Raw genomic sequence first — 22,673 nt, forward strand, 5'->3', positions numbered from 1 at the left:
CACCGTGAAATATAACCCCAATATTCACCACCGCCAATCAATTCGCTTGCGGGGATACGACTATTCACAACCAGGCGCTTACTTCATTACCATCTGCACCCAACACCATGAATGTTGTTTAGGCGAAATAATGAATGGGGAGATGAAATTTACAATTAGAGGTGCGATCGCCTTTCGTTTGTGGTTGCAAATTCCTGATCATTTTCCCCATGTTGAATTAGATGAATTTATCATCATGCCCAATCATATTCACGGAATTATTGTGATTACGGATAAATTTACCGATGTGAGTTGGAATTTGGGCGGGGATCTTCGTGGGGGGTTGGGCGGGGAGACCCCGCCCCTACGGCGACAACCTACGTTGGGGCAAATTGTCGCTTATTACAAATACCAAACAACCAAGATCATCAATCAAATTGATTACACTCCTAAAAATCGGGTGTGGCAACGTAATGATTACGATCGCATAATTCGCCATCAAAATGCATTCCACCTCATTCAACGATACATTATCGCCAACCCCATTCGTTGGGACAAAGATCCCGAAAACCCCCGTAGGGGCGCGGTCTCCGCGCCTCTTGATTTGGTCTTTGCGCCCTCTTAATCTCTTAATCTCCCAAGTTCTCGATTCCCACATTCACAATGTCTAATCAAGTTTGGTTATCAAAATTGCAGCAACAAAAAGCGATCGCAGTCATCCGCGCCCCAGAAATGAAATTGGGACTGCAAATGGCTTTAGCTGTAGCTGCTGGGGGAATGCGGTTGATAGAAATTGCTTGGAATAGCGATCGCGCAGCGCAATTAATTTCGCAATTACGTTCAGAGCTACCTGAGTGTACTATTGGCACTGGGACGCTGTTTAATGTCGAGCAATTGCAAAGGGCGATCGCTGCTGGGGCGCAATTTCTCTTTTCACCCCACGTTGATACAGCAATGATTCAAGCTGCAGTTGAGCAAGATGTACCCATGATCCCTGGCGCACTTTCACCCACAGAAATTGTTACCGCCTGGAATCATGGCGCTAGCTGTGTCAAGGTGTTTCCTATAGCAGCGGTGGGAGGAGCTACTTATATTAAAAGTTTACAAGGGCCATTGGGACATATACCCTTGATCCCTACTGGTGGGGTAACGTTGGCAAATGCCCAAGAATTTTTAAAAGCAGGCGCAGTAGCCGTTGGTTTAAGTGGACAATTATTTCCTCGACATCTGGTAGAGGCGGGAAATTGGCAAATTATTACGCAAGACGCTAGAAAATTGATACAACAGTTAGGTAATTTAGAGTGAAAACTCAAAATTTTCTCTAAATTTCCTTATTTGAGTGTGATATATGAACAAAAGCCTGATTTATCCTCATTGGGTACGTAGCTTACCAATATTCTTGGCTAGTGCATTACTATCTTTGAGTGTCACCGATGTTGAAGCGGATAAAGTTTGGGCAATTCCCAAAAACCAAATGATTGCCCAAACCGTCCAGAGATTACAAGACTCTAATCAGCGCTGGATTCAAATTAAGCTTTCAGAGCAGCGGTTAATTGCTTGGAATGGAAGAAGACCTGTTTATGCGATCGCTATTTCCACAGGCAAAAAATCTACCCCAACTCGTCTTGGTACTTTTAAAATTCAATCGAAGTTTAAATCTATGAGAATGCAGGGTAGAGACTATGACGTTCCTAATGTTCCCTATGCAATGTTTTACCAAGGAAGTTACGGAATTCATGGTGCCTACTGGCATAAAAAATTTGGCACTCCAGTTAGCCACGGCTGCGTGAATATTGCCCCTAATCACGCTAAATGGCTATTCAATTGGGCATCAATTGGTACACCAGTGGTGATTAATAAGTAGGGAATGGGGACTGATGACTGTTGACTGGGAGAATAACCTCTTGACTCTTGACAAATGACAAATTCCCAGTTACAGCACTATACAAAATTGATTAGCCAGACATGCTATTAAATAGGCAAACTCCATGTTTAGCAGCTTAAAAAGAAGGTGATGCTGGATGCAAACCTTAATTCATAGAGGTTGGTTACATTACTCTAGAAATGTTTGTGTGGGGATAGTGTTAATTTTGGCGAGTTCATTTTCTTGGTCATCGCCAATGACCCTTGACCCTAAGTTTGCTGTAGCTAGAGCTGCTTTATTAGATAATAACAGTGCCGTCCCGGCTCTGAAGCAGAGATCCCCGGAGCGCTGGATTGAAATTGACCTTTCAGAACAACAATTATCTGCATGGGAAGGGAAAAAACGTGTCTATGTATTCCGAATTTCTACAGGTAAACGTAGGACTCCCACGCCAATAGGTAAGTTTCAGATTAATTCTAAATATCGTACTAATCGAATGCGGGGTAGAGACTACGATATTCCTGATGTTCCTTACGCTATGTATTTCTATAACGGTTATGCCATTCATGGTGCTTACTGGCATAATAATTTTGGCACTCCAGTTAGTCATGGTTGTGTGAATTTGCGAGTTAAACAGGCTCGTAAACTCTATAACTGGACAAAAATTGGGACTTTAGTAGTGGTGCGTCGATAATTCTTTCGTAGGGGCGCAGTCTCCGCGCCCTCGGTATTTGAAGATTTTTGATTGCTAACTCAACTGTGCTACGAGTTGATTTTCTAAAAGTGTGTCATTTGTCAATAGGTCTTCAACTGTAATTCTTAAGAAGCGTTGATCATCAATTTGAAAGAGAATTTTGATGCGATCGCTGCCGGGATATCCTGGTGGTGTAAGTTTGGCAATAGTTCTCGCACCTGCTTGATCGTTGAGGGGTTTGACGCTGGTTTCACCGCTGTTGAGACGACGAGTAATGAAGCGATCGCCATCAAAATACACTTCCGTTGCACCTGTCTCAGCTCCCAATTCCCCCATAATTAATTCAATGCTGGGTTGATTCTCTAAAGACGCGCCTAAAAATAATTCCACTGGCTGACTCATGGGGTAAGCTTGTCCAGCCCTAATAATTGGATGCCAGTTGTGCCTTTGATTGCGCCGATCCCAATAACGGATACCATAACTATGGTAGAGAAAATCTTTGATTTCTACGCCTTGTGCTAGTTGCAATGCACCTTGGGCGATCGCTTCAAACGGACGTTCACAACGAATTTTTTCTGGCTCAAAATACTGCTTTACCCATGTTTGCACGGCTGGTAGTTGCACAGTCCCACCAACTAACAAAACTGCATTAATATCTGCAATTTCTATTCCCTGACGGCGCGCCTGCTGCAACAAATTCGTCATGGAATCATCTAGTTGCTCAAAAAAGGCGTGTTCTTTGAGAATATTTTCTAAAGTGTCGCGGTTGAGTGCCAATTCATAGCTTTCAAATGTTTCATCGTCAAAATAAACCTCACTGGCTTGGTTTTGAGTTGATAGCTGAATTTTCAGACGTTCAGCCAATCGCGTTGTCAGGGGACTCGCCGCTAATCCTTGAGTTTTGGCAAAGTAATCTACTAGCCAACTATCAATGTCTGTACCACCCAAATTTTGCCCAGCTTTTGCTAATACACGGGCAGTTTTTACCTTTTGCTTTGAATCTTCTGCGAGGGATTTATTACCCCATTTCAAAAGGAAGCCTACAGGCTTGTTAGTTCCTTTGGCGCTTTTGTCTAACCGCACCAACGATAAATCTAAGGTACCACCGCCAAAATCAATTACTAACAAAATTTCTTGATCTGCCAAGCCATAACCCAAAGCTGCAGCGGTGGGTTCATCTAACATCCGCACTTGTTCCACAGGAAGACTCTGACATACTTTTCCTAACCAGTGGCGATAGGCTTCAAAGCTGTCTACAGGTACGGTTAATATCAGAGAGTCTAACCCTCCTTCCGTAGGTGCTAGTTGCTCAATCACCTGGGTGAGAAACCATTGCCCGACTTGTTCAAATGTGACACTTTGCCCATCTAGTTCGGGTAAATATCCTTGAATATCTGCACCAATACCCCGTTTGAAACTCCGAAAAAATCGTGCTTCGCCTTTGATATCAAAACCGCGATCGCGCACTTGTTGCCCTACTAAAACTTTACCAAGGCTGGCTTCTTCCACATAAACCAAGCTGGGAATTAGTGGCGGGTTGAAGCTTTGTTGAATTGACAAACCCGGTAGAGTTAGGGTTTCTGGCTGCTGGGTGACAGGATTCCACCGAGCAATAACTGTGTTACTGGTACCAAAATCGATTGCGATCGCCATAATATCTGCATTATCTCACGCCAAGGCGCAAAGTGCTTTTTTGGGTGAGATCATTGTCCCATAAGCCAACAAGAACGCAAATTTTCTCTAACTGAACTCCAATGGAATATACCCCAAAAAATCATGAGTAGGGGCGGGGAAACCCCGCCCTTTTTCACTTTCCCATCAAAAATTTGGTGAGAGATATTTAGCCAAACCAGTGAGACGGTTCACTACCTGGTTGAACTGTTTCACAAAGGTGATGGCTAATCCAATCAGACTTATCTTGGAAGATAGCGTAAATGCCTTGGTGAATCAAATTTTGGACGTGTAGTTGCTGTTCTAAAGGACTACGGGGCAATTTGTAGTCAAGCAAGCATTCTTTATCCATTTCCAGAAGCGGAATTTGTTCCTCAGTCATTGTGTTGTAAAGACAAGGAATTCGGCTGAGGACGAAAGTAATTAACTCTTGGCGCAAGTCAGGAATAGCAAAAGCTTGTTGATAAGGACGGTATGGATATGTATCCAAAACACTTTCAATCTCTCCTAGTACTGATTGCTGTGTTAACTTGATTACTGTCTTCATAAGTTATTATCTCCTTTCTTAATTCAGTCATTCATCTGTGTCTGAAAACAAATTTTGAGATGCCAATCTTGTTATTAAGCAACAATTAGCAGTGATTTAATAAAGAGAGATCCTAAGCGGGAAATAATTTTTGATATCGGTACTTGATCAGACATTGTACTCTGATCATTTCAGTTAATCTTTATCCTGTATGTAGTGATTTTTATTCGAGTAAAGTACACCCTTAGTCAGGAGTCAGGATAATAAATCCTGCATAATTCTGAATTCTGACTCCTTTGAGAAAGGTATATTTCATTCATTTGAGAATTGCTACAACAGAATAAATACTCATTTAACTGACAAAGCACTGATGTTTTATCTCCATGATATTAATTATTTCAAATTTTCACTTTCTCAGCCACAAACTACACAAAACGCAGTAAAAACTATTAGGGATCAATTTTTATGCTAACAGTCAAGATTTGCTATAGACAAATCTTTAGTAAAATTAAACTTATTTTGTAATCCTTCTTACTTAGTTAAGTAACTTTTTTAGCTGGCGATGCTATTTTGTTTTTTAACTTATGTAATCTAGAAAACAGATTGTTTAATGTCTTAATTTGGTGTGCGACAAAAATTGTGGTTGACTACACTGAGCAATAAGTTTATTCATAGATAAAATTATTGTGTGAAAAAGTCTAAAAAATTAACATTAGGTAGAAGTAGATGCTGCAGCTGATTGTTAACTTCAGTAGCAGCAGCCAATCCAGAGAGCATCGCACCTTCAACGAGATTACCTCCACACCAATCACCACAGCACACTAAAGGTAGAGGAATTGCAGCTGATAAAATAGACTCGTGCCAAGGACGACTAGGAAAGGCATAGCGCCACCGATGTGTTTGCATCCAATCGGGAGAGTCTAGCCAAGGAAGTAATAGAGTTTGGGCTGCACTTTGCAAAAGATACTGTCCGACGGGTTGTAAATCTTCCGTATCTAAATGACTTTTGGCGAAATCAGCGCTACTTTGCAAGACAAAATGGGGTTGCTGAGAGTGAGGACGTTTGCTGCTATCTAAGCCAATCCATGCTAAATCGGCATGATCTACAAAAGTCAAGGCTTTCCATTGTGGGAGTGGTTGGGATGTGGGAGGATATCCCGCAATGAGGCTAATGCATGGGGAAAATTCCACAGAACGTAAGTTTTCTAGAAACTTTGCTTCTAATACACTGTCACCCAAAGGTGCTAATAGCATCAAAGCTTGGGGTGCAGGAATAGCCACAACTAAAGCTTGAGCAGTTATTTCTTCAGTACTAGATTCCAGGGTGAGACACCAACTGTTTTCGGGAGTTGGTGTAACGGCTACGACACGCTGATTCAATAAAATGTCTAAACCTTGGCCTAGAAATTTAGCTACTGCACTCATTCCCCCCGGCGCAACATATCGAGGACTGGGGCTTTGGGGTTGAGAGATGAAACCATTTTCTGTATGTTCGGAAACTGTGTCCGTCCAGACTTCTAATATATGACGCGATCGCAACAACTCCACAAAACGCCCCAATAATTCCCCCTTAGGCTTGAGGTAACAAGTCCCATGATCTGCACAAGTCCCATGTAAGCGGCGTGTAGCAACTCGTCCCCCTAAACCACGGGACTTTTCTACAACCAGCACCGAATATCCAGCTTGACTTAACTGCTGGGCGCAGACTAAACCTGCCATACCAGCACCAATGATTGCAACATCAGGCATTAATCTATCGTCCTTTAGTGATTGGGTATTGGGTATTGGGGACTGGGGACTGGGGATTGAGTAATGAGTAATGAGTAATGAGTAATGGGTAACAACTCTTGACCCTTGACTCTTGACTCCTAACTCCTAACTCCTGACTCCTGACTCCTAACTCCTAACTCCTGACAAATGACAAACAACCAATGACAGATGAAAGCTAATAATAGAATAGAGTACAGAAAGCAGCATGGGAGGAAGGGAAGTTGGACGAACTACGGGCGGCGTTAGAGCTAGCCAGTGAAGAAGAATTACAAGACTTAACCGCAATCTTGTTTAGTCGCAAGTTTAATCCCCTAGATTATGTTCACACACCTGAACCCATTGAAGTGCAGAGCCAAGACCGCAGAGCTTGGCTAGATACACTAGAGAATCGTTTCCGTTTTTTGGCAGCTGATGGGATGACAGTATTACGGGGACGTACAAACCAAGTTACCTATCGACAAGCACTAGTTCAAGTGTGTAAGTATTTAAAAATTACCTATTCTCATCAATTGGCAACTGTTGATTTAGAAGCCGAGGTATTTTTGCATCTTCTAGGAAAGGTGTGGAAAAAATTACCTGAATGGGAGAAGCAAAAATTAACCGTGCGAGTACAGAGTCATCTGATCAAATCAGAACTACAACAACCGTTACCATTATTTTTGCAACGCGACCCTTTGTCGTTAATTTTCAAAGGCGGTAGCGCTCTAGCTGTGACTTCGCTGCTACAGCCAATTGTACTCAAACAAATCGCTCGTCAATTTGCGATCCACTTTGCTACTTATCAGGTAGCTAAACAAACAGCAATTAAAGGTTCACAAGCAGCTACAACACAATTTCAAAGCTATGTAACGTTAAAAATGGCGCAGCGGGGTATGACTGTAACTGCGGCTCGTTATGGGGCTGTTCGCAGCGTCTTTGCGGTGGTTGGTCCTGTGATGTGGGCTTGGTTTTTTGCTGATTTGGGGTGGAGAGCGATCGCTACTAACTACGGTCGGATCATTCCTACCATCTTTGCTCTAGCACAAATTCGTCTCACCCGCACCGAATGTTGGGAGCCAGCTTGAACAAGGCGTTTTATCATCCCCATCCTCATTCGCAATTCTCTTGGCAATGCACTCAATTAGGATTGCTTGTCTTCCCTTTAAGTCCATTTTTGGGGGCGGTGGGTATAGTATTGGCATCATTACTCACTTGGTTGCGCCAATACCGGACAATTACCCGCCGCCCCTGGAATTGGGGATTTGCTCTTTTGAGTTTGTTGCTGATCGTGAGCGCCGGGTTTGCCTATGACAAAACAGTGGCTTTTGTCGGCTTATTCAATTTCTTACCATTCTTTTTTATCTTCGCTGGTTTAAGTAGCTTAATTCAAACAATTGCTCAATTACGACAACTAACTTGGATTTTGGTGATTGGTTCTGTCCCAGTCATAATTTTGGGCATGGGTCAGCTATTTTTAGGTTGGAATTTAGATTTAAAGTTTTTGTGGATTGTTTTGGAGTGGACGATCGCACCAGGAGGAAATCCACCAGGCCGCATGGCCGCAATTTTAATGCACGCCAATACTTTAGCTGCTTATCTAGCGATCGTTTTCATCCTTGGCTTAGGGTTGTGGTTGGAAAAATTTCGGGAGTTAGAATTCAGGAGTCAGAATTCAGGAGTTAGGAGTGATTTTTCTACTCCCCCCTTCATCTTTCTGACGATCGCCCTGATTGCTAATTTCATTGCTTTGATTTTTACTAATTCACGTAATGGATGGGCGATCGCCATTTTTGCCTGTCTAGCTTATGCACTTTATCAAGGCTGGCGTATTCTCGTAGGTGGTGTTGTCGGTATAGTCACTAGCATCCTGTTGGCAGCTTTTGCACCCTCACCCATCGCTATATTTTTTCGGCGGTTCGTTCCCGCTTTCTTTTGGGCGCGGTTAAACGATGATATGTATCCCGACAGGCCAGTCGCCTTAATGCGAAAAACTCAATGGGAATTTGCCTGGTCTTTAACTCAGCAACATCCTTGGACTGGTTGGGGTTTACGGAATTTTACTGCACTTTACCAAGCTAAAATGCAGATTTCCTTGGGACATCCCCACAACTTATTTTTAATGCTATCTGCTGAAACTGGACTTCCCATTACGCTTTTATTCTGTGGCTTGCTCATTTGGATTTTAATTACAGGTGTCCAACTGTTGCGACAACCTAACTATCTCGATCAAGAACACAGATTGATATTCTTCAGTTATCTTCTTGTCTTTGTGGGATGGGTGTTATTCAATACAGTAGATGTCACCCTATTTGATTTCCGATTGAATACGCTTTTTTGGGTGATTTTATCTGCGATTTGTGGAGTGGTATATGACCATAAACGACGGGAACAGGCAATAGGTAACTTGTACTGAGCGGAGTCGAAGTATAGGCGATAGGCAATATTCTAAAAACACTTTTTTCAGTATATGCGCTGAGGCAAACAAACTAATTAAGTTAATAAAATTACTATATTCACGTCTGTGACTGTGAGTGTGACTAATCCTAAATTAGTCACTGTTGCTGATTGTTGGGAAGGTGTACGGAAACCCGTCAGGGGATTTCTTTACATTGGGGGCATCTCTTGTAGGTGTCCTTTTTTTTGCTCATCAGTTCTGCAAAATCAAAGATTTCAGCCCACATTCCACACTTCATAATGTAAGCGATAAGCTTGATGGCATAGCTATCGCTTACCGCACCGCATTAACACTTTACAAAAAAAGGCGAACGTATGTGGTGGGCGATCGCCTATGCCACGTGACAAATTTTAATTATAACTGTGATGATTTTTGAAAAAATTGACTAATTCAAGTTTTTTAAAACTTGTTTTGCAATGCTGCTAGCATTTCTCTAGCATTGGGATAGCGATCGCGTGGTGATTGTTGTATTGCTTTATCCAAAAACGCTACAAAATCAGGACTGACACCCTGAGTATGATTTTGCCAGAGTATATCACCTGTAGCTGGATCTGTGGCGAATGTTGATGGTAATTTACCTGTTAACAAATAAATTGCTGTTAGCCCTAAACTATACAAATCGGTGGAAAATACTGGTCTGCCTACTGATTGTTCCATCGGCATAAACCCTGGTGTACCAATGATAATCGAACTGGTGAGATTGCCTTGCATTATTTCCCGCACCGCACCAAAATCGATCAGCACTGGTTTACCATTCCCACTACGCAAAATAATGTTATCTGGCTTGATATCGCGGTGAATGATGCGTTTTGAATGGATGTACTCGATAACGGGTAACAAATTGACTAAAATTTTTCTCACGGCACTTTCATGTAAGAATCCTTGCTGTTGGATTTTGGCTGTGAGGGTGTTACCTTCAATCCACTCCTGTACTAGGTAGAATTGTTCTCCAGACTGAAAGTAAGCATACAAAGAGGGAATTTGGTCTGTAGTACTGCCTAAATCTTCTAAAATAGCTGCTTCTCTCTGAAACCGTTCTTGCACCAGTTGGTAAATCCGGGGATTATGCATGATAGGTCTGAGTTGTTTAATTACACAACGGCGACCAGAAGGCAGGTAGGTATCTTCAGCTAAAAATGTTTTACCAAATCCACCAGCACCAAGCTGTCTAATGATTTTGTAGCGTCCGTCTAAAATCATCAAACTAGAGGTGCTAGGTGGGGATGCAGGTAATTTTGGTTGCTTAAGTAAGGGAGTATAACAAGCCTCACACTGTACATTACTTTCAGGATTGGGATGATTACAACTTGGACAAATAATCAACCCTGAATGTGGCTCCGAACTTACTAAAGATGCATGTAAGGGAGTATAACAAGCCTCACACTGTACATTACCTTCAGGATTAGGATGATTACAAGCTGGACAAATAATCAACCCTGAATGTGGCTCCGAACTTACTAAAGGTGCTATTAGTTCTGGGATATCATCGGGAACAGATAGGGGAGTGTAACAAGCCTCACACTGTACATTACCTTCAGGATTAGGATGATTACAAGCTGGACAAATAATCAACCCTGAATGTGGCTCCGAACCCACTAAAGATGCTATTTCTACGGGTACATTAGGAAGGATTGGCGTGACAATGGTAGCAGGAATATCTGGCTGAGGAGGCGCAGGAACAGGTAACTTTGTACTAGAAGTGGACAAATTAAAACCACAATTATTGCAAAACTTAGACGTAGAAGGATTAACAACTCCACAACTTTGACAAGTATTTACCAATGGTAAAACTACATTTGACGATGAACTCGCCTTTTCTGTAACAGTTTCCTCACTTTGAATCTTAGTTTCTAAATTATTACTTACTGACTGTTTATGCTGCAATTCTTCACCAATTTTGATTCCCTGAATCTGTTGCCATGTTAGTGGCACTGCTGCTGAATTCTGAAAAATTACTGGCAACCAAGTAGCACCAGGAAATTTATACTCTAAATAGGTTATGCCTTCTCTCGCTCTTCGTACAGCACGATTTAAAGGCTTACCTTGAACAAATTCTTCCAAAAAACAACGTAAGAACTTCTGTGCCACTTCATCTGGCACAGGTTCTCGCATCACTATAATATTAGGAACATGCAATTTAGCTAATTGCCTTCCTATTCCTAAACCATCACAAGAGTTAAAAATAGCTAACTGTAAACCCCATTTTACAGCCTGTTTTAATTTTGGTTTTAAGTGCTCAATCGTTATAGTTTCTTCATCATTAAGCTCGATAATACCACTTAGATGATCCTTTTCTGTACGGCTATGACCAGCAAAGAAAAATATGTGTGGTTTATGCTCATCAATTTGCTCGTATAATTTTTCTAAATATGGCTTTTCTGAAGGAATGTGTATAGCATTATGATTTTGAGCCAATTGCTTTAATATTTCCCAGTCTTTTTCAATATTAATTCTTGTCACATTCCCAATAGCTTCCCTTTTTCCCAAAACTGACAAGATAGTGACTTTGTTTTTAAAATTCTCTATTGGAGATGTCTTCACATCTATCGCTAAAGCTACTTCAGCTCGATGGTAACGCTCAAAGAAATAATGCCAAAGATGCCAAGGTAAACGCTGCAACTCTAGATTTTCAATTTCAAAAATAACTCGAATGTCCTCATTTTGGTCTTTGAGATTTTCTAATAGTGCTTCGCGGATAGGACTAAATTGATAACCTGGTTGTAGCCACTCATTAAAACTGGATTCAAACTGTTGTTTCGCTGCTTTGATTTCATCAATGAAACCGCTTGCAGTACCTCCTTCAGCACTGAATCTGGGATTTAGTCTCAACACATAGCTACTATAAGGAGACTGCCATTTAAGATATTTATCATGTACATCTTTGGCTGGAGGTAGTTTTCCTTTCGCAGAGGCAATTCTTTGTTGGCTATCTCCTTCTGTAAAAATCTGCAAGCGGAAAGTCAAACTGCTATCAAAATTCTCGTCTATGGAGATTAGAACTAACTTGCTCATTGTTGTTACTTTACAGAAGGTTAAATCACAAAGCTTCTAATTGTACTAAAATCACCAAACTCGATTTTTAACCGAAAATACTCTGTTGTTTTGCCATTAATATCTATACGAATCCATCGCTCAGGTTTTTCTGTTTGGACTTGTTTAATAACCTGTTCAGATGTATCCAGTACTAAACATTTAAGACTCAATGGCAGAGTGGTATTACCAATTGGATACAATTCCAGACTAATCTTTCTATTATCATTAGCTTGCGGTTGTATAGCAACAGTCAAGGCTAATGAGGTAGATGTTTGCTCAGTTTCTAAATCAATTCGTTGTGCCCGTATAATTCCTTCGCTACCAACAGCACTTCTAGCAACAACTAGTTTGTTTGTTTCTGTACCCAACACTTCTTCTACTGTCTGCCAACCAGCGACAATAATATTTTGTAGCCATTGGCTTAAATTTACTACTACTTCGCTAAATGAAACATCAGAATCTACACTTTGTACAGGAATATCTAATATTTCTTTCAATTCTCCTGATTTGAAAAGAGCATCAAGTTTTTTCATGCCTTTTTCAGAACCATCAAAATATAGCTCCATAGAACCTTCCTCAATTCTTCGTAGTTTTATTGAACTATCACCCAAAACTGTCTGGAGATGCTGCTCGATCGCCTCTAAACGTGCTGCATCCAATTTTTCTATGTCGAACTCTAGTTTGACTCTACGTCTGGCTTCAGATGAGTGTACAGGCTTCTCTAAATTTGGGATTTTTAATTGATTACCTGCTAATTTATTATTAATATTGACTAATACTTTCAACTGAATAATATCTCTTAATCCAGGGTTGTGATTGATTTCTGCTGCAAAGTTATCGCACAATTTTTCAAATAAACTTGCCTTTATTTTGGCTGCATAACATTCTGGTACAGAATCATTTTTGAGTGCTATGGCGATGAGCTTTTCTTTAACTAATAACTCACCTTCTGGTGTGAGCAATGATACGATTTCTTCTATAGATTGCAACAGGATATCAACATGTTTTAAACGCTTGACTTGCTTAATATCTTTAATAAGCTGTTTTAGCTTCCAGTCTAGCCATTGTAAGTCTTCTCGGTGTTCCGGTGGATAGATAGTTACTCCTCGATAACGCTGTATAATAGATAAGCCAATCAGTTCTTTATGAGATTCTCTAACTATAGTTTGTAGGGCTGACAAAAAACAAAGGTTGAGTGCTTTTTCTAACTCTTGACTGCTATGCTTATCTTTTTGTGTGAGGTTATTAACAACATTTTCAAGAATAGGAGCGATTACAATTGCATCTAATCTGTTAACTAATAGTCCTTGTAACAGCTGGACATTGAATATTCCTAGTAATAGCTGTATTAAAATTTCCATAAAAATAAATGTCACACATATATATATGGTTTAGTAGCCTTAAATAATGTAGGCAATGCCCACCACCATCCGGATACGGTGAGCAATACCCACCCTACGTTTAAAAATCAAGTAGAATTCCTATATTTAAGTATATACACTAACAAAATGAATGATTTTGATAAATTATTCAGATAAATTTGCGTGTTTTCTACATTATAGTTTTGGTTTCGCCTGTATCCGCTGGTCATCAGGACGGATGTTGTAGCCCTAAACTGGAAATTTGCCATCTCAAATCTTTAGCTCCACAGCAGAAGCCGCAAAGCATACGCGCAAGTTATAATTCTTTTGCGGAGCAACGTAACAAAAATTTATGACTAACCCCCTTGTGCAAGCCTTTTTTGTCGGCAGAGCCGTCGCTGAAGTCCTCAACGAACGCTTAGAAGTCGCTTTGACAGACGCTTTAAGCGAAATAGGTAAGTTTGATGCTGAAGCCAGAGAGCAACTACGTCAGTTTACAGATGAAGTCCTAGAGAGGGCAAATCGAGCCACAGAATCTGCTAACGTTGGTCAGTCAACTACGAGTAGTGGACAAACTGGTTCAGTGGACTTGCAAGCGGAAATTGATGAACTGCGAGCAGAAATTGCTCTATTGCGAACTGAGTTACAAAAGTATCGCAGTAACTCAGTATAAATTTAGTCAAGAGTCAAGGGTCAAATAACAAGTGACAAATGACAAATGACACTGTATCAAAAATAGTTTAGGAACTTAAGTGTCTTTTCTTCCTGGTGATTCGGCAAAAAACCAACGGTACGCAAAGCATATGGAACAAGGTTATTCAGATAAGGCCTACCGTTGGAATCGTGACAACTATTCTAGTAAACGGCGCTTTATAGACATTTGGTCTTTTGTCTTGACTTTAATGTTTAAGCTTTGGCTGTATAATAAGTCTTGGAGTTACACTGGTGGCGTGACTGAAGCCAAGCAAGCTGCAAGACGTAAAACCCAAGCTGTCTGGATTCGCAACACTCTACTAGACTTAGGACCAACTTTTATCAAAGTCGGGCAGTTGTTTTCTACCCGTGCTGATATCTTCCCTGTTGAATATGTAGAAGAACTAGCCAAGCTACAAGATAAAGTACCAGCTTTTAGTTATGAGCAAGTAGAAACGATTATTCAGCAAGAACTAGGCAAAAAAATTCCTGAACTTTTCGAGACTTTTGAACCTATTCCTCTGGCGGCTGCTAGTCTGGGTCAAGTACACAAAGCTATTTTGCATTCCGGTGAAGCTGTTGTTGTCAAAGTGCAACGTCCTGGATTGAAAAAGCTATTTGAAATAGATTTACAAATTCTTAAAGGAATTACTCGCTACTTCCAAAACCATCCCAAATGGGGACGGGGTCGAGATTGGGTAGGTATTTATGAGGAGTGTTGCCGCATTCTTTGGGAAGAAATTGACTATCTCAATGAAGGGCGAAATGCTGATACTTTCCGGCGGAATTTTCGCAGCTACGACTGGGTAAAAGTCCCCAGAGTTTATTGGCGTTACACTTCTTCTCGAGTACTGACCTTGGAGTATGTTCCTGGGATTAAAATTAGTCAATATGAAGCCTTAGAAGCAGCAGGTTTAGATCGCAAGAATATTGCCCGCCAAGGGGCGCAAGCTTACTTACATCAACTACTTAACAATGGCTTTTTCCATGCTGATCCTCACCCAGGCAATATTGCTGTCAGTCCAGATGGTGGTTTAATCTTCTACGATTTTGGCATGATGGGGCGGGTGAAGTCGAATGTACGCGATGGACTGATGGAAACGCTGTTTGGTATTGCTCAGAAAGATGGCGATCGCGTAGTCCAGTCTCTCATAGATTTGGGAGCGATCGCTCCAGTGGATGATATCGGACCAGTACGGCGTTCCGTCCAGTACATGCTAGATAATTTCATGGATAAACCTTTTGAAAATCAATCTGTGGCAGCCATCAGTGACGATTTATACGAAATAGCGTATAATCAACCGTTTAGATTTCCAGCAACTTTTACTTTTGTTATGCGAGCCTTTTCCACTCTTGAAGGAGTTGGCAAGGGCTTAGATCCAGAATTTAATTTTATGGAAGTTGCCAAACCATATGCAATGCAGCTTATGACTAATATGAATGGCTCTGAGGGGAATAGCTTTCTGAATGAATTGAGTCGCCAAGCAGTTCAAGTCAGCACCACTGCTTTGGGATTACCACGTAGACTAGAAGACACTCTAGAAAAACTAGAGCGGGGAGATATGCGCGTGCGGGTTCGTTCTGTAGAAACAGAACGTCTGCTGCGGCGGCAAAGCAGTATCCAGCTAGGAATCAGCTATGCTCTGATCATTAGTACATTCACTCTTTCGGCTACGATTCTATTGGTGTTTAATTATCGATGGTTGGCATTGTTGGCAGGCTTAATTGCCACTGTTGTCTCAGGCATACTCATCCGAATGCTTTTCCGCCTCGACCGTTATGACCGTATGTATTAATTTGTGTAGTAAACTTTATGAAACTTAACTTCATCGGTGCTACCGATCCGGGGCTGATTCGTTCTAACAACCAGGATGCCTACTATATTGACCCAGAAGGGAGATTCTTTGTCGTTGCCGATGGCATGGGTGGTCATGCTGGCGGTGAAGAGGCTAGTCGCATTGCCACTGAAGAAATTCGAGCGTATTTAGAGGAAAATTGGCAATCTCCTGAGTTACCCAAAGACTTATTAATGCAAGCTTTGTCGAGAGCAAACGAAGCAATATTGCAGGATCAGCAAAGTCACGTTGAACGCGCTGATATGGGTACAACGGTTGTAGTAGTACTTTTTCGTACACCAGAATCTACGTGGTGCGCTCACGTTGGTGACTCCAGGCTTTATCGCTTCCGAGAGTCACATTTACAACAGGTGACAGAAGACCATACTTGGGTAGCAAGGGCAATCAAACTGGGTGATATTACCCCAGATGAAGCCCGATTGCATCCCTTTCGACATGTATTATCCCGCTGCTTGGGGCGTGAAGACTTGAATCAGATTGATGTGCAACCGCTAGATATCCAAGTTGGCGATCGCTTGCTATTATGCAGTGACGGTTTGACAGAAGAACTTGTCGAGCAGAAGATTAATGATTGCCTGAAAGACAACCCTTCCCTCAAACAAGCTGCTAATTCTCTAGTTGAAGCAGCTAAAGAGCAAGGTGGACACGATAACATCACAGTTGTTCTTGTCGCTGTTGAAAATAACTCTCAATAATTCTCGCTTGACATCTGATAAATATTTTTTCCGGTACATATACTCAGCAATTTGTTCAGTCTGAGCTTTTTTCCTATTTACAACTTGATACAAATACTTTTAGCCTCCATAAGATAACTTTGGGGGCTAAATTTACACAATTTGGTAAATTGACTTCTTGCACTATATGCGGTATGGCGAATATAATTCACGCTTATTATCTTCCACTCCCAAATCCTTACACGAATTTCTCCTTTCAGGAGAGGTTAGAAGACCTGAGGCAGGATAGATAAGGGTGTTATTCCTACTAATGGTTCACAAATAGTGAATTTTCCGGGAATCTGCTCTAGCAGACTTGGGTTTTATATCAGTAGGATGAAGTGCGAGATATCCGACCAAAAAACACTCTAAAGGGTGTGGGCATTTAGTCAAACTATTGTTATCTTTCTTAATACGGAGGAACAAATGGGAGACAGATACAAGTCCAACTATTAACCCTTTGGGACTTCTGTAAACGATATAACCATTACGCGTTGTTTTCTTTCGGAGTTAATTATGAGCCAACCAATCGAACTGTCTTTGGAACAGCAATTCAATATCCACTCATTTGCTAATCAGGTACAGCACATGAGCCATGATCAAGCTAAAGACTTTTTAGTCAAGCTTTATGAGCAAATGGTGGTAAGGGAGGCAACCTATAAAGAGTTGCTCAAGCACCAGTGGGGCTTAGATTCAGGTTCCACTATGGCATAGAGTCCTTCTAGTGTCGCAGTGGGCGACCTCCTTCTCTTGCTCGGTTCCAAGGAGGAAAGGAGCTGGGGATGCTGGGGCGTCAACTCCGATCAACAACTCAAAACTGACAATTGAATATTTCGACCTAGAAACTAACAGACTTTTTAGCTGTCTACATGCTCTAACTTCGGTGAAATACGACTAAAAAGGCGGGTTTACCACGTGCATCAGCCCAATACATCTACTGTTGGCATCCAAAACACGCGACCCTATAACTCTCTTATAGAGTTGATCTATCACAACTGTTTACAAAAGCAAGTTTGTGGAGATTTCGGTAAGGACGGCTTTTATTAACATCACCGGGAATAATTATATTTTTTATAAAAAAAACTTACAACTACATAGAGAGTTTTATTTACAAAAATTTATACTTAAGCATATTTATATTACATAAATACATATAATACGATGATTTATCCTAGCCAGAGAGGTCGTAAGAAGAATCTGTATTCATTGCCTCTAGCTTTGTCAAAATCGCAGGTTTAATCTTTTCATACTCATTTTTGAGTAAGTTTTTGCTCATTTGGGGTTCGGCAGATGAAACCAAAACCTGACTGCTTGTGACCCACTGTTGTAGTCTTTGGCGTTGGGCAGGGGCAATACTAGAAAGTAGTGTATGAGAACAGCGATCTGGTGTTTCCCTGGCAAAGAATAATAGACGGTAGTAACCTGTTCGTCCTAGTAATTGAGTAATTTCCTGGCCAAGACTTGTTTTGAGGTCAAGGTAGTAGGGCAACCATTTCGCTCCATGTTTACGGTTGTAGATCACAGTAATCCACAACAACATAGGGTGGGGAACAGTGATGAATAAAAATTGATTGTAGCGGGTACAGACTAAGCGCTTTTGAATCTCCTGGTGCGGTAGCATCACCCACAGGGCAGGTAAAACCTCCTCATTGTTATGGATAGACTGGGAAAACACAATATCAGCAATCGGTTTATTCTGAGGCCAAGAATAGAGATGAGTGACTTCATTCGGAGCAATAGATGTTTGCACATCGGCTTTAGTCTTCTGTTTAGACTCAGCTTTAACTAGAGCAACATTAGCCTGCACATGACTTTCTTGTTTAATTGCGTGTGAATGGGAATGCTGTTCTATGGATGCTAAAACTTTGAAAATTTCGCTGATGTTTTGAGGGCGATCGCTTGGTGCCTTAGCTAGACAACTCATGACTAAATTTTCCACCTCCTTTGGTAATTGCAACCTGGGCGCAACCTCCGCGAATGTTCGTGGTGCTTGATAGCGATGTGTTTTATACCATGCCCCAAAAGATGAAGTGGCCACAATCAGAGGCATCTTGCCTGTGAGCATTTCAAACATCATCACACCCAAACTATAAATATCCGAACGGTTATCTAGTTCCTTACCCTCCATCTGTTCAGGAGAAGAATAAGCCAGGGTACCTAAATAATAGTTAGTCATATTGCTATCCGACTGTAGTAACTTGGCAATACCAAAGTCTAAAACCTTGACTAACTCTCCAAAACTGGGGTCTTGAATTACCAGCATATTGCTGGGTTTAATATCACGGTGAATAATTGGGCAAATTGCACCCTCTACTAAGATGCCATCATGAGCGCACTGTAATCCCAAACAGACTTGACGCACCATACTCAAAAATCTTGCTAAAGACAAACTTTCTTGACGAATAACAGTGCTGAGACTTTGTCCTTGCAAATATTCCATGACATAAAAAGGGGTATTTTTTTCATCTACCCCATAGTCCATAACTCGGACAATATGAATACTTTTTTGTCCTAGTAAGGCGCAGGTTTTTGCTTCTCGCTCAAAGCGATCTTGTAATCGCATCTTCTCATTTTGAATAGACAGGGCGAGAAACTTCACTGCAACAGGTACGCCTCCCAACAAAATATCCTTCGCACGATAAACTCTACCCATTGCTCCAGTACCGATTAACTCCTGAAGCTGGTAGCGTTTACTGAGTAAGCGACCAATGTTGGGGTCTGACATAGAAAACTCGACTCCAATGTTCAACAATCGTGGACTACTTCTGCCTTGTAGACAGGTTGTAAATGTTGCGCTTTAAAAATTGGATCAAATTAACAGCATTGGTAGAGTTATACTCATTTGATGTACCATTCTGTACTTTGATTCTGATTTAGTGTGCCCAATCTTGACCAAATAGTTATTAGCCAGTAGTCATTAGCCAAGGATAACCATTGATTATTTGCTTATTGATTATTGAACAAACCCTCTAAGTCAGGAATGCCGAGAGAATTCCCGTTTCCTTCTGAATGTTATGTTGGCTGACGTTCAAGGCTGGCTTCTATTGTACTGTTTAAAAAATGACCAGCCAGGATACCACTACTCAAAAAGTATGTGTTGTCCGATACTCTGTATAGGGTTTCAAAGCCACTACGACGTTGCCGATCGCCCAATACCCAATAGCGCTGCACGATAGTAGATAGACCAATCCAGCCCTCACCTTCAACCTGACCTAAAATATTATGTTGCAGTAAAAAAGTATACTGGCGTTCTCCAGCATGTAGACACCCTTTATACTGTAAAAACATTTCCGCGCGATCGCTATCTGGAAAAATCAGCTTTGTGGCCATAGTGAACCAGTTATCTCGATTCCAAGCTACCAAGGTCATACCCTTGACGCTGATTGGCATCCCATTACGTTCCAGCCAACTTCCTTGTATTGTCCAGCGTCCGGGTTGCATTAAAAAAGTGTGAGCCACTTTGTATGTTCCTTGTCTTGATCGAGTGCCGCCAAGAACATAGATTATAGATGAAACATGAAAATATTAGGCAACAAATGAATACAGTATAGCCTTGAGAAATCTTGATCTCAGATTTTTAATTTGCTTTAATAATCACCAGGATGCACTTCCCCTAAGAGTACCTCCCCAGATGCCCCAGTCGCTGCTGGGAGATTGCCAGGAAGATTTAGTTGTCGCCAGTAGGCTAAAACTGCAAAAGCGATCGCTTCTTTAAAATCTGCACTTAAGCCCACTTCATCTGTAGTCAAAACTGGTATTGATGGCAACAACAACTGTAACCGTTGCTGCAGATAAAGATTGCGACTGCCGCCACCACATAATAATACCTGCTGTGGCATTTCTGGTAAAAAACTGCTGTAACTATGAGCAATGGAAGCAGCTGTAAGTTCTGTGAGGGTAGCTAAAAAATCAGAGGGATTAAGTTGATATGCTTCAGCATCTTGTAAACACTGCTCTAGATAAGCCACACCAAATAACTCTCTGCCAGTAGATTTGGGCGGCGGTAAATGAAAATAGTCCTGATTGAGCCACCGTTCTACCAAGGCCAAGCAGGGACTACCACTCGCAGCCCACTTACCTGCTTCATCGTAAGTTTTAGCACCAGCGGTTAAATGCTGCACCGCCAGATCCAAGAGGCTGTTTCCTGGGCCAGTGTCCCAACCACGAATTTTGGATAGCCAGTCATCACGACGGGGTGGAATATACGCAACATTACCAATACCGCCAATATTTTGAATACAACGCCCTTCTTGGGGATGACTGAGCAAAAAAGCATCAACCCTTGGCACAAGTGGCGCACCATGCCCACCAATGGCGATATCCGCAACACGAAAGTTACTCACAGTTTTAATTCCCGTCAGATGGGCAATCAAAGCACCACGTCCGAGTTGTAGACTATAACCAAGAGATGGGCATTTACCCAGTCCCCTATCCCCTGGTGGTCGATGGTAAACTGTTTGACCGTGGGAACCAATCAAAGTTGCTGGCTGGTGATCAATTTGAATATTATGGGCAGCCTGAGCAAAAGCAGAAGCGATCGCATCATCCATTTCTGCTAATTCTGGAATTGAGATGGCAGCACCAGCACAAACTGCTAAAATTTGCTCTCTGAGTTTTGCGGGGTAAGGATAAGTTGATCCAGCCACTAACTCAATTTTGAGATCCAAATCCGTACCGGAAATTTCCACCAAAGCAGCGTCTATACCATCTACAGACGTGCCACTGATCAAACCGATGACGCGAGTGATACTCTGATCTCTGGAAGGAATAGTAGTTTTTTCAGTTGGAGGCATTAACAGAGTTAGTTTTTTGCTTGCATGAGGTAGTTTAATATATGGAACTTCTGCTGTCAAAAACGTCAACTAGCAATAAGCGCCGCCATCTAGGGGAATTTTTGCAGAAGTTGGCGGAACTTAAAGCAGAAATGGTAAGACGGATATAATTTTCCTTTGAATCTTAACTTTAGCCTTTATTACTCCTTCACAATATCTAGTGGCCAAGACAAGTTTCTTTATCTACAGGATGCTGTTTTACGACTGCTTCATGATTTGGCTAAACAAAAAATATTCCCTTCACATCCCATAGAAGTAAAACTACTGCCTTTTACCCTGATTCTGATCAAAAAAGTTACTCAACCTCTCAGTTTGTCAGGAAACACAAATCCAGTAATTTTCTCCTGTTATTTGGTAGTAAATAAATCACATAATTGCTGCAAGAACACAGGAAACAACTGGAACTGAAAATTATGTCTCTCAAGAAAATTGCTTGCATTGCTGCCTTATCTACATCTGCGATCGCTTCATTCACCTATGCTGGTTCAGCACATGCTATCGGCTTTGACTACACTCCTGGTGTTTTCCGGACAGAAGGTGTAACAGATGAAGGAGCTTTCTCAAAAAATGTTAACGATAAGAACTATGTAACTATCGATTTCAATAGTAAAGGCCAGGATAATGGCTTATTCAAGGGTAACGACTTGGTAGATTACACTTTTTCTAAAGGCAGCTATTCCACCAGTGTTAATCAAAAAACTGGTATTATTAGCGATCAGTGGGGACCTTCTGGCGTTAATGGAGAAGACAATAAAAGCAATTATTTAGCAGTTTTTAGTGATAGTACTGTTAGCATCAAGGCTAAGAATGGTGGCGTGTTTAACTATTTTGGTATTGATCTAGGAGCCTTAAGCGGTGGCAATACTTTTGAGTTGCTCAAGGGCGGTAAGGCAGTTACAACAGTATTCAACAATACAACATATGATAAATTGACATACGATGTTTTGAACGAGATTGCCCAAGTTGCTAATAAAGCTCAGGGGGGACAAAAGAATGGCTTCTTTGAGTTCTTCTCTCAAGGTTTTCAAGATAACTTTGACGAAATTAGACTGTCTCAAGTTGGAGGCGGTGGTTTTGAAAGTGATAACCACACATTCAAAATTGCTAGTGGAGCATACAAACCCGATCCTAAGTCTGTACCAGAACCCACTGCTGTTGTCGGCTTGATGGCTGTTGGTGGTATGTTCTTGCTGAAGCGTAAAAGTCAAAAGTCTGTAAACCTCGGCTAATTTAGTTTGACTAGGGTA

General features: G+C 41.4%; 19 protein-coding genes. 11 read left to right on the forward strand and 8 right to left on the reverse strand.

The annotated features are described in order from the left end of the window. Positions 1–4: 4 nt before the first annotated feature. The 4 genes from CAL7507_RS11760 to CAL7507_RS11775 all read left to right on the forward strand — a co-directional run bounded on the left by CAL7507_RS11760 (position 5) and on the right by CAL7507_RS11775 (position 2,537). Positions 5–604: a transposase gene (locus tag CAL7507_RS11760; RefSeq protein ID WP_015128698.1), complete on the forward strand. Its 600-nt coding sequence runs from the start codon at positions 5–7 to the stop codon at positions 602–604. A gap of 38 nt (positions 605–642) precedes the next feature. Continuing rightward, entirely contained in the window at positions 643–1,284 is a 642-nt protein-coding gene (locus CAL7507_RS11765; RefSeq protein ID WP_015128699.1) for a bifunctional 4-hydroxy-2-oxoglutarate aldolase/2-dehydro-3-deoxy-phosphogluconate aldolase, read from the forward strand. A 43-nt stretch (positions 1,285–1,327) separates the two neighbouring features. Further along, positions 1,328–1,843 (forward strand): L,D-transpeptidase, encoded by a 516-nt coding sequence (locus CAL7507_RS11770; RefSeq protein ID WP_015128700.1) that lies wholly within the window; start codon positions 1,328–1,330, stop codon positions 1,841–1,843. A gap of 157 nt (positions 1,844–2,000) precedes the next feature. After that, positions 2,001–2,537, forward strand: a complete 537-nt coding sequence (locus CAL7507_RS11775; protein WP_015128701.1) for a L,D-transpeptidase — start codon at positions 2,001–2,003, stop codon at positions 2,535–2,537. Positions 2,538–2,591: 54 nt separating this feature from the next. Here CAL7507_RS11775 and CAL7507_RS11780 read toward each other — a convergent pair whose 3' ends face one another. The 3 genes from CAL7507_RS11780 to CAL7507_RS11790 form a co-directional block, all read right to left on the reverse strand. After that, positions 2,592–4,190 carry an Hsp70 family protein gene (locus tag CAL7507_RS11780; RefSeq protein ID WP_015128702.1) on the reverse strand — a complete coding sequence of 533 codons (1,599 nt, stop codon included), beginning with the start codon at positions 4,188–4,190 and terminating at the stop codon, positions 2,592–2,594. Between the two features lie 187 nt (positions 4,191–4,377). Continuing rightward, complete coding sequence (locus CAL7507_RS11785) at positions 4,378–4,755, reverse strand: hypothetical protein (RefSeq protein ID WP_015128703.1); 378 nt, start codon at positions 4,753–4,755, stop codon at positions 4,378–4,380. A 660-nt stretch (positions 4,756–5,415) separates the two neighbouring features. Continuing rightward, the gene (locus CAL7507_RS11790; protein ID WP_015128704.1) at positions 5,416–6,483 is read right to left on the reverse strand and encodes an NAD(P)/FAD-dependent oxidoreductase; all 1,068 of its coding nucleotides are present in this window, start codon (positions 6,481–6,483) and stop codon (positions 5,416–5,418) included. 242 nt (positions 6,484–6,725) lie between these two features. Here CAL7507_RS11790 and CAL7507_RS11795 point away from each other — a divergent pair, with 242 nt between their 5' ends. Both CAL7507_RS11795 and CAL7507_RS11800 read left to right on the forward strand, forming a co-directional pair. Further along, complete coding sequence (locus CAL7507_RS11795) at positions 6,726–7,568, forward strand: YaaW family protein (protein WP_015128705.1); 843 nt, start codon at positions 6,726–6,728, stop codon at positions 7,566–7,568. Then, on the forward strand, positions 7,550–8,896 hold the full coding sequence (locus CAL7507_RS11800) for an O-antigen ligase (protein WP_015128706.1): 1,347 nt from the start codon (positions 7,550–7,552) through the stop codon (positions 8,894–8,896). Before CAL7507_RS11795 ends, CAL7507_RS11800 begins: the two co-directional genes overlap by 19 nt. A 441-nt stretch (positions 8,897–9,337) precedes the next feature. Here CAL7507_RS11800 and CAL7507_RS30765 read toward each other — a convergent pair whose 3' ends face one another. Next, a complete protein-coding gene (locus CAL7507_RS30765) occupies positions 9,338–11,950 on the reverse strand; it encodes a protein kinase (RefSeq protein ID WP_015128707.1) in 2,613 nt (870 codons plus the stop codon). Between the two features lie 20 nt (positions 11,951–11,970). Then, positions 11,971–13,332 (reverse strand): DUF1822 family protein, encoded by a 1,362-nt coding sequence (locus CAL7507_RS11810; protein WP_015128708.1) that lies wholly within the window; start codon positions 13,330–13,332, stop codon positions 11,971–11,973. A gap of 352 nt (positions 13,333–13,684) precedes the next feature. Here CAL7507_RS11810 and CAL7507_RS11815 point away from each other — a divergent pair, with 352 nt between their 5' ends. The 4 genes from CAL7507_RS11815 (at position 13,685) to CAL7507_RS11830 (ending at position 17,308) form a co-directional block, all read left to right on the forward strand. Then, positions 13,685–14,005, forward strand: coding sequence for a DUF6825 family protein (locus CAL7507_RS11815; protein WP_015128709.1), 321 nt, complete (start codon positions 13,685–13,687; stop codon positions 14,003–14,005). A gap of 130 nt (positions 14,006–14,135) precedes the next feature. Then, complete coding sequence (locus CAL7507_RS11820; protein ID WP_042341287.1) at positions 14,136–15,821, forward strand: AarF/ABC1/UbiB kinase family protein; 1,686 nt, start codon at positions 14,136–14,138, stop codon at positions 15,819–15,821. Between the two features lie 17 nt (positions 15,822–15,838). Then, positions 15,839–16,576 carry a Stp1/IreP family PP2C-type Ser/Thr phosphatase gene (locus CAL7507_RS11825; protein ID WP_015128711.1) on the forward strand — a complete coding sequence of 246 codons (738 nt, stop codon included), beginning with the start codon at positions 15,839–15,841 and terminating at the stop codon, positions 16,574–16,576. Between the two features lie 534 nt (positions 16,577–17,110). Beyond that, positions 17,111–17,308: an NblA/ycf18 family protein gene (locus CAL7507_RS11830; protein ID WP_015128712.1), complete on the forward strand. Its 198-nt coding sequence runs from the start codon at positions 17,111–17,113 to the stop codon at positions 17,306–17,308. 457 nt (positions 17,309–17,765) lie between these two features. On the opposite strand, the gene CAL7507_RS11835 is transcribed toward CAL7507_RS11830, so the two are convergent. The 3 genes from CAL7507_RS11835 to CAL7507_RS11845 all read right to left on the reverse strand — a co-directional run bounded on the left by CAL7507_RS11835 (position 17,766) and on the right by CAL7507_RS11845 (position 21,387). Further along, positions 17,766–19,319, reverse strand: coding sequence for a serine/threonine-protein kinase (locus CAL7507_RS11835; protein WP_015128713.1), 1,554 nt, complete (start codon positions 19,317–19,319; stop codon positions 17,766–17,768). Between the two features lie 287 nt (positions 19,320–19,606). Further along, the gene (locus CAL7507_RS11840) at positions 19,607–20,053 is read right to left on the reverse strand and encodes a hypothetical protein (RefSeq protein ID WP_042341288.1); all 447 of its coding nucleotides are present in this window, start codon (positions 20,051–20,053) and stop codon (positions 19,607–19,609) included. Between the two features lie 128 nt (positions 20,054–20,181). Continuing rightward, on the reverse strand, positions 20,182–21,387 hold the full coding sequence (locus CAL7507_RS11845) for an anhydro-N-acetylmuramic acid kinase (RefSeq protein ID WP_015128715.1): 1,206 nt from the start codon (positions 21,385–21,387) through the stop codon (positions 20,182–20,184). Between the two features lie 452 nt (positions 21,388–21,839). Here CAL7507_RS11845 and CAL7507_RS11850 point away from each other — a divergent pair, with 452 nt between their 5' ends. Beyond that, the gene (locus CAL7507_RS11850) at positions 21,840–22,655 is read left to right on the forward strand and encodes a PEP-CTERM sorting domain-containing protein (RefSeq protein ID WP_015128716.1); all 816 of its coding nucleotides are present in this window, start codon (positions 21,840–21,842) and stop codon (positions 22,653–22,655) included. Positions 22,656–22,673: the final 18 nt, after the last annotated feature.

The organism is Calothrix sp. PCC 7507, assembly GCF_000316575.1.
Taxonomy (GTDB): Bacteria; Cyanobacteriota; Cyanobacteriia; order Cyanobacteriales; family Nostocaceae; genus Fortiea.

Bases quoted from the DNA above. Each gene is read 5' to 3' on its own strand.
- CAL7507_RS11765 (WP_015128699.1), top strand. From the start codon at position 643: ATGTCTAATCAAGTTTGGTTATCAAAATTGCAGCAACAAAAAGCGATC.
- CAL7507_RS11770 (WP_015128700.1), top strand. From the start codon at position 1,328: ATGAACAAAAGCCTGATTTATCCTCATTGGGTACGTAGCTTACCAATA.
- CAL7507_RS11775 (WP_015128701.1), top strand. From the start codon at position 2,001: ATGCAAACCTTAATTCATAGAGGTTGGTTACATTACTCTAGAAATGTT.
- CAL7507_RS11780 (WP_015128702.1), bottom strand. From the start codon at position 4,190: ATGGCGATCGCAATCGATTTTGGTACCAGTAACACAGTTATTGCTCGG.
- CAL7507_RS11785 (WP_015128703.1), bottom strand. From the start codon at position 4,755: ATGAAGACAGTAATCAAGTTAACACAGCAATCAGTACTAGGAGAGATT.
- CAL7507_RS11790 (WP_015128704.1), bottom strand. From the start codon at position 6,483: ATGCCTGATGTTGCAATCATTGGTGCTGGTATGGCAGGTTTAGTCTGC.
- CAL7507_RS11800 (WP_015128706.1), top strand. From the start codon at position 7,550: ATGTTGGGAGCCAGCTTGAACAAGGCGTTTTATCATCCCCATCCTCAT.
- CAL7507_RS30765 (WP_015128707.1), bottom strand. From the start codon at position 11,950: ATGAGCAAGTTAGTTCTAATCTCCATAGACGAGAATTTTGATAGCAGT.
- CAL7507_RS11810 (WP_015128708.1), bottom strand. From the start codon at position 13,332: ATGGAAATTTTAATACAGCTATTACTAGGAATATTCAATGTCCAGCTG.
- CAL7507_RS11815 (WP_015128709.1), top strand. From the start codon at position 13,685: ATGACTAACCCCCTTGTGCAAGCCTTTTTTGTCGGCAGAGCCGTCGCT.
- CAL7507_RS11820 (WP_042341287.1), top strand. From the start codon at position 14,136: ATGGAACAAGGTTATTCAGATAAGGCCTACCGTTGGAATCGTGACAAC.
- CAL7507_RS11825 (WP_015128711.1), top strand. From the start codon at position 15,839: ATGAAACTTAACTTCATCGGTGCTACCGATCCGGGGCTGATTCGTTCT.
- CAL7507_RS11830 (WP_015128712.1), top strand. From the start codon at position 17,111: ATGAGCCAACCAATCGAACTGTCTTTGGAACAGCAATTCAATATCCAC.
- CAL7507_RS11835 (WP_015128713.1), bottom strand. From the start codon at position 19,319: ATGTCAGACCCCAACATTGGTCGCTTACTCAGTAAACGCTACCAGCTT.
- CAL7507_RS11845 (WP_015128715.1), bottom strand. From the start codon at position 21,387: ATGCCTCCAACTGAAAAAACTACTATTCCTTCCAGAGATCAGAGTATC.
- CAL7507_RS11850 (WP_015128716.1), top strand. From the start codon at position 21,840: ATGTCTCTCAAGAAAATTGCTTGCATTGCTGCCTTATCTACATCTGCG.